This is a genomic window from Pediococcus sp. (assembly GCF_003533255.1).
GTDB classification, from domain to species: domain Bacteria; phylum Bacillota; class Bacilli; order Lactobacillales; family Lactobacillaceae; genus Pediococcus; species Pediococcus parvulus.
Map to the genome: position 1 here is coordinate 102,263 of NZ_DOEM01000007.1, position 10,121 is coordinate 112,383.

Annotated in this window: 7 protein-coding genes, 9 tRNA genes and 1 riboswitch; all 16 genes read right to left on the minus strand. The window is 39.9% G+C overall.

Features of this window, described 5'->3' with window-relative positions:
- Window positions 1-123: 123 nt before the first annotated feature.
- The 16 genes from DD627_RS02535 to DD627_RS02610 all read right to left on the minus strand — a co-directional run bounded on the left by DD627_RS02535 (window position 124) and on the right by DD627_RS02610 (window position 9,708).
- The gene (locus DD627_RS02535) at window positions 124-2,607 is read right to left on the minus strand and encodes an ATP-dependent Clp protease ATP-binding subunit (RefSeq protein WP_057782443.1); all 2,484 of its coding nucleotides are present in this window, start codon (window positions 2,605-2,607) and stop codon (window positions 124-126) included.
- 19 nt (window positions 2,608-2,626) lie between these two features.
- Entirely contained in the window at window positions 2,627-3,094 is a 468-nt protein-coding gene (locus tag DD627_RS02540; RefSeq protein ID WP_260267240.1) for a CtsR family transcriptional regulator, read from the minus strand.
- Window positions 3,095-3,375: 281 nt separating this feature from the next.
- Window positions 3,376-3,449: transfer RNA gene (locus DD627_RS02545), tRNA-Pro, on the minus strand.
- Window positions 3,450-3,516: 67 nt separating this feature from the next.
- Window positions 3,517-3,590 (minus strand) — tRNA-Pro (locus DD627_RS02550).
- A gap of 131 nt (window positions 3,591-3,721) precedes the next feature.
- Window positions 3,722-3,795 (minus strand) — tRNA-Arg (locus DD627_RS02555).
- Window positions 3,796-3,807: 12 nt separating this feature from the next.
- Window positions 3,808-3,893, minus strand: a tRNA-Leu gene (locus DD627_RS02560).
- 32 nt (window positions 3,894-3,925) lie between these two features.
- Window positions 3,926-3,997 (minus strand) — tRNA-Gly (locus tag DD627_RS02565).
- Between the two features lie 11 nt (window positions 3,998-4,008).
- A tRNA-Thr gene (locus tag DD627_RS02570) sits at window positions 4,009-4,081 on the minus strand.
- A gap of 27 nt (window positions 4,082-4,108) precedes the next feature.
- Window positions 4,109-4,190 (minus strand) — tRNA-Leu (locus DD627_RS02575).
- Between the two features lie 18 nt (window positions 4,191-4,208).
- Window positions 4,209-4,281, minus strand: a tRNA-Lys gene (locus tag DD627_RS02580).
- Between the two features lie 3 nt (window positions 4,282-4,284).
- Window positions 4,285-4,357 (minus strand) — tRNA-Val (locus DD627_RS02585).
- A gap of 124 nt (window positions 4,358-4,481) precedes the next feature.
- Window positions 4,482-5,759: a serine--tRNA ligase gene (gene serS, locus DD627_RS02590; protein ID WP_260267170.1), complete on the minus strand. Its 1,278-nt coding sequence runs from the start codon at window positions 5,757-5,759 to the stop codon at window positions 4,482-4,484.
- 283 nt (window positions 5,760-6,042) lie between these two features.
- Window positions 6,043-6,675, minus strand: a complete 633-nt coding sequence (locus DD627_RS02595) for a deoxynucleoside kinase (protein WP_260267171.1) — start codon at window positions 6,673-6,675, stop codon at window positions 6,043-6,045.
- A gap of 129 nt (window positions 6,676-6,804) precedes the next feature.
- Entirely contained in the window at window positions 6,805-8,274 is a 1,470-nt protein-coding gene (locus tag DD627_RS02600; protein ID WP_260267172.1) for an amino acid permease, read from the minus strand.
- 118 nt (window positions 8,275-8,392) lie between these two features.
- Window positions 8,393-8,578: riboswitch (Lysine riboswitch) on the minus strand.
- A 46-nt stretch (window positions 8,579-8,624) separates the two neighbouring features.
- On the minus strand, window positions 8,625-9,161 hold the full coding sequence (locus tag DD627_RS02605; protein ID WP_260267173.1) for an Rrf2 family transcriptional regulator: 537 nt from the start codon (window positions 9,159-9,161) through the stop codon (window positions 8,625-8,627).
- On the minus strand, window positions 9,148-9,708 hold the full coding sequence (locus DD627_RS02610; RefSeq protein WP_260267175.1) for a GNAT family N-acetyltransferase: 561 nt from the start codon (window positions 9,706-9,708) through the stop codon (window positions 9,148-9,150). The genes DD627_RS02605 and DD627_RS02610 overlap by 14 nt, the downstream gene beginning before the upstream one ends.
- Between the last annotated feature and the right edge of the window lie 413 nt (window positions 9,709-10,121).

The following is a 10,121-nucleotide window of genomic DNA, read 5'->3' on the forward strand; positions in this document are numbered from 1 at the left end:
TTTTATGAAAAGCGCCACGGACAATAGATCGCAACGCTCCATTTCATTCACAGTTACAAACAAAGTTAATAATACTCAATTTGTTATCATCTGTCAAACATTAAAACTGTAAATTTATTTAATTTAAGCTGTTGGCTGTTTTGAATCCGGCTTTGGATTTTTAACGGCCACCTGAATCTTACCATGACGAGCACCAACAGTGATATTATCACCAATTTTAGCCTGTCCTGACAACATTAATTCACTTAGTTTATCTTCAACTTTGGTTTGGAACGCACGGCGAATTGGTCGTGCCCCATATTCAGGATCGAAACCAGCTTCCGCCACCGCATCAATCGCCGCTGGTGTAATTTTGACTGTCATACCCTGATCTGCAACTCGTTTCAAAATCTGACGAGCCATCAATTTCACAATTTTATGAAGTTGTGGACGGGTCAAAGAGTGGAAGATAATGGTTTCGTCAATCCGGTTTAAGAATTCAGGTCGGAAGCTTTGTTTGAGCACTTCGCGAATCTTGGCCGACATTGCCGTATAATCCTGACTTGCATCCTTGGCACCAAAACCAACTGATTTTTCATCTCGCAATGCTGTGGCACCCAAGTTAGAAGTCATGATTAAAATAGTGTTTCTAAAATCAACTTTTCGCCCTTTAGAGTCAGTTAGATAACCATCGTCCAAAACTTGTAACAAAATGTTAAACACATCCGGATGGGCCTTTTCAACTTCATCAAATAACACAACCGAATAAGGTTTTTGACGAACACGTTCCGTTAATTGGCCGCCTTCATCGTACCCAACATAACCGGGGGCAGACCCAATCAAACGACTAGTACTATAACGTTCCATGTATTCAGACATATCAATTCGAATCATGTTATCTTCAGAACCAAACATAGCTTCGGCCAACGCTTTGGCCAATTCAGTTTTCCCGACTCCAGTTGGGCCCAAGAACATAAACGAACCAATTGGACGACCTGGATCTTTCAAGCCACTTCGTGCACGTCGAATTGCTCTGGAAACTGCTGACACCGCTTCTTCTTGACCAATAACACGTTTATGCAGAATAGATTCAAGATTAACTAAACGTTCACTTTCAGTCTTTTGCAACTGGGTTAATGGCACACCTGTCCACTCAGAGACCACTTGTGCCACGTCCTCAGCAGTTTCTTGAAGTTGATATTTTGGCTTTGCATCATCAGCTGTAGCAGTAGCCTTAGCTTTTTCAATTTTGGCACGCAGCTTTTCTTCCTTAACCCGAACCTTTTGAGCTTCCTCAAAATTCTGGTCCTCAATAGCAGCTTCTTTGGCATCCGTTAACTCTTGTAATTTACTTTCAGAAGTTGATTTCTCAGTTTTGCCCATTTGGTCAATTCGTACTTTAGCAGCAGCTTCATCCATTAAATCAATGGCCTTATCTGGTAAAAAGCGGTCACTAATATAACGATCAGAAAGTTCGACCGCTTGTTTGATCGCATCATCAGTAATTTCAACATGATGGTGTTCCTCATATTTACCGCGTAAGCCTCGTAGAATCTGAACAGATTCTTCAGGGGTTGGTTCATCTACTTCAACTTTAGCAAAACGGCGTTCTAAGGCTGCATCAGTTTCGATATATTTTTGATATTCATTAAGCGTTGTGGCCCCAATTGTTTGGAGTTCACCGCGTGCTAAAGCAGGCTTCAAAATATTCGAAGCATCAATTGCACCTTCAGCACCACCAGCACCGATTAATGTGTGTAATTCATCAATAAACAAGACAATGTGTTTATCTTCATGAATTTCATCAATAACTTTTTTCAAACGGTCTTCAAATTCGCCACGATACTTGGTTCCGGCGACTAGCGATCCCATGTCAAGCATCATCAATCGCTTGTTAGCTAAGTCATCCGGCACATTACCATCAATCATACGTTGTGCAAGTCCCTCAGCAATTGCTGTTTTACCAACGCCGGGTTCACCGATTAAAACCGGATTGTTTTTAGTTCGGCGACTCAAAATCTGAATCACACGTTTAACTTCTTTTTCGCGGCCAATCACAGGATCAATTTGACCCTCTTGTGCCATTTGAGTCATGTCACGCGCAACTGAATCCAATGTTGGCGTGCCTTTTGGCTTAGCTCCTCGACTATTTTGCGCTTGGTTTTGCCGTAGCTGTGCCGAAGCACTAACGCCTAACTTACGTAAAATAACTTTGCGAGTTTGGCTAAGATCCATGTCCAAACTAATTAAAATTCGTGAAGACAGAATATTTTCGTCACTTAATAAAGCAAGCAACAAATGTTCCGTTCCTATTTTTGCTGCACCTAACCGCTTGGCTTCATCCCCAGCAGCCGCTAAAACTTCTTTGGCTTTTGGTGAATATGGCAAATAATCGTTTGCACCCACATTTTTCAAAGTGCCATAACCAGTAAAACGTTCAATTTCTTCTACAATATCAGTTTCAGTTACTGAAAATTGTTGAAAAACTTTATAGGCAATACCATTCTTTTCGATTGCTAGGGCCAACAGTAAATGTTCTGTTCCAACTGCTTGGTGCTTAAAACGTTTAGCTTGTTCTTGTGAAATAGCCAGCACGTTTTTGGCACTTGGTGTAAATAAGTTATCCATGCTAACACCCTACTTTCTTTTAACTCTCATACCTTAAGTGATTTAAAATGCCGATTAAAATTCTTGCTCGCAACTGATTTTCCATATCCCGATCGTTAATCGCTAGTGTCTTCTTATCAATTGCTGCTAAAATCAGGTTTCCTTCTCGTTTGTTAATGACGTCGTCTTCATACAAACTTTTGACAATGGAAAGGGCATCACGTTGATTGATGGATTCACCAATCACTTGAATAAGTGTATCCAAAACATCCAAATCATCAAGTAATTTGACTTTTTCAATGCGAATATAGCCACCGCCACCCCGTTTACTTTCCACGACATAGCCATTTTGAATGGTGAAGCGGGTTTTAATAACGTAATTTATTTGAGACGGCACAACATCAAACAAATCAGCAATTTCCGAGCGTCGAATCTCAATTTCTTCCGAGTCCGCTAAAATCTGTTTTAAATATTTTTCAATGATATCGGAAATATTCTGACCTTGCATTTCGCACACCCTTTCTTGCATCTTTGACTAATGTTGACTTTCATTATACGAAACTCTTCATAAAAAGCAAAGTTTTTTGTACTGAGGCCGACACTTGATGATTAAAACTTAAAAATAGTGGTCATCAGGTGAACAATTTAGAGATATTCAATCATTTTTGAAATGGACCTTTTAATTTTTTGATTAAACTTTGTACTATTGTAAACTTTGTACTATTGTAATGTAGCATTTTATAAAAAGAGAAGCATCAAATCGGCTGATTTGATGCTTCTCTTCATAAATCGGGAAAACAGGATTCGAACCTGCGACCCCCACGTCCCGAACGTGGTGCTCTACCAAGCTGAGCTACTTCCCGTTATTGGTAAATAACTTTAAGTGGGTAATTCTCCGTAAATGCACTTTTCCACCGTCTAAGTGCGTAATCGGGAAGACAGGATTCGAACCTGCGACCCCCTGGTCCCAAACCAGGTGCTCTACCAAGCTGAGCTACTTCCCGTTTGTTCTTAAATCCACACATTGTTGCTAAAATACTCCTAAACGTAAAATGCCAACTAGTAAACGAATTACAGTTGGCATTTTATGTTTTTTTCAGTCAATCTGTCAATAAACAGTTAATCCTGAAGGGGATGCACCCAGTAGGAGTCGAACCTACAACCTTCTGATTCGTAGTCAGACACTCTATCCAATTGCGCTATGGGTGCTTATTTTAAAAATGCCGAGGACCGGGATCGAACCGGTACGGTCATCACTGACCGCAGGATTTTAAGTCCTGTGCGTCTGCCAATTCCGCCACCCCGGCAAATATATGTGTGCTTGTAGTGAAAACTACAAAGCGGAAGACGAGATTCGAACTCGCGACCCCCACCATGGCAAGGTGATGTTCTACCACTGAACTACTTCCGCATAGTTGCTAATGCCGACTAGAGGATTCGAACCTCCGACCTCCTGTTTACAAAACAGATGCTCTGCCAACTGAGCTAAGTCGGCTAATTAATACAGAATATTAATTAGAAGTGCGGGCGAAGGGACTCGAACCCTTACATCTTTCGATACAAGAACCTAAATCTTGCGCGTCTGCCAATTCCGCCACGCCCGCAATGCTTATATTTGTAAATGAGCCGTGGCAGCCTCGAACTGCCGACCCTCTGATTAAAAGTCAGATGCTCTACCAACTGAGCTAACGGCTCAAATGGAGGATACAGGGCTCGAACCTGTGACCCTCTGCTTGTAAGGCAGACGCTCTCCCAACTGAGCTAATCCTCCATCAAACGACAACTACATAATATTATCATTGACCCCTACCAATTGTCAATAAATTTTTGTAGTTGTCGTAAAATATCCACTATGAATTATATTTGATCCTTTCCTAGTATCACCCAGTTCACAGCTACTTTGTAATTTTTGTCACACCACCCATATAGGGTACTAAAACGTCGGGGATGGTAACTGATCCATCTTCGTTTTGATAATTTTCAAGAATAGCAGCCACTGTTCGCCCAACTGCTAATCCAGAACCATTCAAAGTGTGCACATATTGTAATTTGCCATTTTCATCTCGATAACGAATTTGAGCCCGACGAGCCTGAAAATCTGTACAATTTGAACAACTCGAAATCTCACGATACATGTTTTGAGCTGGAATCCAAACTTCCAAGTCATGCGTCATCGCAGCAGTAAAACTCATATCACTCGTTGTTAAGGTAATCACATGGTATGGCAATTTCAATAATTTCAGTAAACTTTCTGCCTGATTAGTCAACTTTTCAAGTTCGTTCCATGAATTTTCAGGTTTTGTAAACTTAACCATTTCCACCTTGTTGAATTGATGCATCCGAATCAACCCACGCGTATCACGGCCAGCACTCCCCGCTTCAGAACGAAATGCAGGTGATAAAGCTGTTTCATTAATTGGTAAATCATCCCCATCCAAAATTTCATTGCGATGGAAGTTAACCAATGGTACTTCAGCAGTTGGAATTAAAGTTAATTCACTATCTTGAATCTCATAGCCGGCATGATTTTCCTTAAACTTAGGGAATTGGCCTGTTCCATACATTGACTCATCATTCACCATGTAGGGCGTAATCATTTCCGTATAACCAGCTTTATCATTTTGATCTAAGAAAAAGTTATAAACCGCCCGTTCCAGCTTAGCACCCATGCCAATATAATAAACAAACCGACTGCCTGATACCTTGGCTGCTCTTTCAAAATCTAAAATGCCTAAATCTTCACCAATGTCCCAATGTGCTTTTGGTTTAAACGTGAATTTACGAGGTTTACCCACTTTGCGTAATTCCACACTGCCTTCTTCGGTCAAACTGATTGGGACATCTTGGTTAGGAATGTTTGGTAAATGAGCTGCCATATCCTGAACTTGTTCAGTCAATGTTTGCAATTGGGCATCAAGTTCCTTGATCTCGCCACTTACTTTGCGCATTTCAGTAATTTTGTCATTGGCATCTTCTTTTTGACGTTTCAATAACGAAATTTGGTCTGAAACCTCGTTACGCGTCTTTTTGAGTGTTTCACTTTCGACGATTAAGTCCCGACGTTTTTGATCCACGTCCAATAATTTTTCAATTTCTTTTGGATCAATACCGCGTGTCCCTAAACGTTCTTTTACGAAATCTGTATTTGTGCGAATATTTTTTAAATCTAACATTTTCATGTCCTCCTTCAATTTTGTATACATAATAAAAAGACCTAATCATCCCATTAATTGGGACGAAAAGGTCTTTTTCGCGGTACCACCCAAGTTTGCTGTTACCAGCACCCTTAATTGGAGTTTAACGACCGCAGCCGTGTGAAATTACTCACCCGTTTTAATCCACCGGAGTTTCGATTGATAGCTTTCACTAACTCTATCTCGCTTTAAATCTACTTTATGTGAATCTACGTTTATTTATTAATAACCTAATCATAACCGAAACTAATCCAATAGACAACTAAATTTCAGCAATTTTTTGATCAATTGTTTGAATTACTTTTTGACGTGCCTGTGGATCTTCCACAAAATCAAACTGATCCCCATCAATTTGAATCTTTGGACTCTCATTATAATTGTCATACCACTCACTATAACGATCATTCAAGTCACGATAATACTCATATAAACTAGGATCATTATCAATCTGTTCATATGAGCGACCACGATTTTTGATCCGTTCCAACATTGTATCAAACGAAATGTTGATATCAATTAACAAATCAGGATTCTTTTGATAATGAGTTTCTGGAAGTTCTTCCATCATATTTGTTAGTAAAGAGTCATAGATCTGAACTTCGGTGCTTGTTGCCCGACCCAAATCTGCATTCAGATGGAATAGAAGTGAATCTTCATAAATAGAACGATCCATCACACTATTTTTGGTTTGAAAAGCTTCTTTAATACCATCTAAACGGCGATTCAGAAAATAAATCTGAAGAAGAAAAGCATAGCGTTTAGGATCTTTATAAAAGAGTGGCAAAATCTTATTATCATCCACCGATTCATAAAATGCTTTTGTACCTAAATGTTGTGACAAAATTTCTGTTAACGTTGTTTTTCCTGCGCCGATTGGGCCTGACAATGCAATCATTCGAAGTTCCCCTTTATTCCTGTTTTAATACTATATATTGTAGCATGAATCTAAGTTAAAACAACATGTAGATTAAAACTTCTTTTCTCAAAAACAGTCTGTTTTATTGCAGCGCCTTACATTATACACTTATTTTTCAGCTTTTCGAGCCTTTAAAATAAAATCAGGTTGTGTTAAATCAACTTCGTCCAACGAAATAACATGAGTATGATATTTAATTTTATAATACGTATATAAAATGATAAAAATCGGGACACTCATGTAACTGATCCCAATTGCTTCCCAGTTAAACGTGGCAAACGAATGGATATCTTGACCGGCAATAACGAGTAGACACAGTACAAACGCAAAAATCGGCCCAAATGGGAACCATTTTGCATGGTAGCGTAATTCTTCGACTTTGTGTCCTTGTTTGACGAATGCCCTGCGAAAACGGAAATGAGAAATAGCAATCCCTAACCAAGCAATAAAACCAGTCAGCCCACTTGCAGCGACCAGCCACATATAGATTTCAGGGCCTGCAATGCTAGAAATAAATGTTAACGCCCCCACAATCGTTGTGCCAATCAACGCCATCAAAGGAATTCCTCGTTTTGTGGTTAAGCTAAATGTCTTGGGTGCGTATCCTTGTAAAGCTAACGAATAAAGCATCCGAGTTGAAGCGTACATGCCAGAATTAGCCGATGAAATCACCGACGTCAAGATCACGGCATTCATAATGCTGGCCGCACCTGCCAAACCAGCTCGCCGGAACACTAGCGTAAACGGACTAATTTTGACATCACTTGCAGAAGAACCCAATAAATCGGGACTTGTGTACGGGATGATACAAGCGATGACAAAAATAGCTAAAATATAGAATAATAAAATGCGCCAGAAAACTTGATTAATCGCCTTAGGGACACTCTTTTCGGGAGTTTCAGATTCTCCAGCTGTAATTCCAATCAATTCAGTTCCTTGAAATGAAAATCCAGCAACGACGAAAACACTTAAAATCATCGGAAGCCCACCGACAAACGGTGCTTTTTTATAGGTGAAGTTGTTTAGATAAGTTGCATGACCACCCATAATGCCAAAAATTACTGCCACACCAATGACTAAGAAAATAATTACCGTGACAACCTTAATCAACGCCATCCAGTACTCAGTTTCACCAAACGTCTTTACCGTTAAAGCGTTAATCGCAAAAATCAAGATCAGCGCTACCGTACTCCAAACCCAACCGGGTACGTTGGGTAGCCAAAATTTCATGACAATGGAAACTGTACTGATATCAACTGCCAAGGTAATTGCCCAGTTAAACCAGTAATTCCAGCCCATCGCAAATCCCAAAGCCGGATCCACATATTTTGTGGAATAGGTCGCAAACGAACCCGAAACTGGCATGTAAGTGGCCATTTCCCCTAAACTCGTCATCAAGAAGTACACCATGATCCCCATTGCCACGTACGCAATCAGTGCACCAGCTGGACCAGCCTCTGAAATCGCTGACCCACTAGCCACAAATAATCCAGTTCCAATACTTCCTCCAAGCGCGATCATGGAGATATGCCGTGTCTTCAAAGATCGATCAATTGAATGATTCTCTTCCTGTGCCATAAAGCTACTTCCTCCTTAAAATTCGAATTAAAAAGGCAATCTTATTTTTAACCAATAAAAAAAGCCTTTTTGCATAACAAATCGCCATACAAAAAGACTTACTAAATTTCTCAGTCAAATCGTAGATAGCGCCCCGCGATGTGTTTGAATGCACCACGACAGTCCCTGATTTATTAAACCAGATCCCAACTCTAAGTTGAAAAAGCAACTTAAAATTTCGGCCAAACACCCTTTTGCAACTTGTCTACAATGCTTTTTCATCTACAAGCTGTGACTGATGAGTTTGGCAACCTCTTCTTTCGATATGAATCAATTATATACAAGCTCAGTGTATCTGACAACACCAAGTGTTAATCATTCGTTAATTTTGTGCCCTGAATTTTCTCGTTTAGCTTTTGAAACTGGGCATGTAACTCATTGTCAGAGCCGTTCCAATCAATTCCCGGAACTGCAGGTTCACCCATGATTTTAACGAGCACATCATTCAAACTTTGATGTTTGAGATAGTCGCGCCACAAATTATCTGCCTGTTGAAATGTGTCGTTTAAAACATTTTTACCACGCTCGGCAATCGGATGGGCCTCAGAAAACACATTTTCAATAAAACCCATGTCTGGATATGTTTTAATGGGTCCTTCACTCGCTTCAACAATGTCCAGTAATGAAATTTCACTTGGCTTTTTGGCTAGTCGAAAACCGCCATTATTTCCCGGAATTGAGGTAACCAAACCGGCAACAACCAATTTACGCATAATTTTTCGCAAATAAGTCTCTGATCCTGTTAATCGATCGTGAATCACCGCCGTCGTCAACGGAATTGAGCGATCCTGTGTACACAATAACGCAATAATACATGCTGCTTGTTCAAATCCTTTAGTGAGTTGCATAATGACCACCTTCTATAAATGCTTGCGCTGTTAATTGATAAAAATTTTCTTGTCGCGAAACCGGATTTAACACACTTGCCGGTAAAACATGTTCACCGACCTTCTTAAAACTAAGATGTTCTAAAATAGCTGCCGATCGTTTATTTTCAGCATAGGTACTTGCCAATACGACATATGCGGAGTTTTCATGAAAAGTATGATTTAAAATTGATTGAACGGCTTCTGTCATATACCCGCGGCCCCAAAAATCTTGATTCAGCATGTAACCTAATTCCAGTTTTAATGGATCTCGTTCATGATTATCACCCACCACTGGATAAAGCCCAACACTACCGATAACTTCTGAAGTTTGCTTTATTGTCATAGCCCAAATGTTGGGTTGCATAAGTTGCTGTAAAAAATAATCACTTTCAAACGCGTTTGCAGCCACACGAAAACTAGCCATCTCTGCAATTTCTTCGTTTTCAACGATGGCTCGTAACCCTGTTAAATCAGCCGGCACAAATGGTCGCAGCTTTAGCCTTGTGGTATAAATTTTTTTATTCACAGCTATCCCCGTTCATTACTTTCAACGTGTGATGTTAATATAAATTAACACATCAAAACGATCTACGTATAAGAATACCAGAATTTGTTCTCATAATGTACTTTTTTTGTCCAGTTTCAAAATGTTTCGTTGCTAATTTACTGCCACCCTTATCATACCGCACAACTAAACTAACGCGTGAAATTTTATCCGCCAGTTCCAATCAAAAAAAGAACCAGAAGTCATTTCACTTCCAGTTCTGCATCAATCAATATTTAAAAATCTCAAGGTGAAACTACAAAACTTATCTTGTTGCTTGATACGAAACCGTTCATGACAGCAAAATTAGATAAAATGCCGTCTTCCAGCAAATTTGGGCTTGGAACGTAGTGCGAGTTCTTGCGGCCGAGTTTGCCACAAGAATCGACATCGAC

What these genes read in the sequence shown, in the direction of transcription:
- DD627_RS02535 (WP_057782443.1), bottom strand. Translation starts at nt 2,607, where the DNA reads ATGGATAACTTATTTACACCAAGTGCCAAAAACGTGCTGGCTATTTCA.
- DD627_RS02540 (WP_260267240.1), bottom strand. Translation starts at nt 3,094, where the DNA reads ATGCAAGGTCAGAATATTTCCGATATCATTGAAAAATATTTAAAACAG.
- serS (WP_260267170.1), bottom strand. Translation starts at nt 5,759, where the DNA reads ATGTTAGATTTAAAAAATATTCGCACAAATACAGATTTCGTAAAAGAA.
- DD627_RS02595 (WP_260267171.1), bottom strand. Translation starts at nt 6,675, where the DNA reads ATGATTGCATTGTCAGGCCCAATCGGCGCAGGAAAAACAACGTTAACA.
- DD627_RS02600 (WP_260267172.1), bottom strand. Translation starts at nt 8,274, where the DNA reads ATGGCACAGGAAGAGAATCATTCAATTGATCGATCTTTGAAGACACGG.
- DD627_RS02605 (WP_260267173.1), bottom strand. Translation starts at nt 9,161, where the DNA reads ATGCAACTCACTAAAGGATTTGAACAAGCAGCATGTATTATTGCGTTA.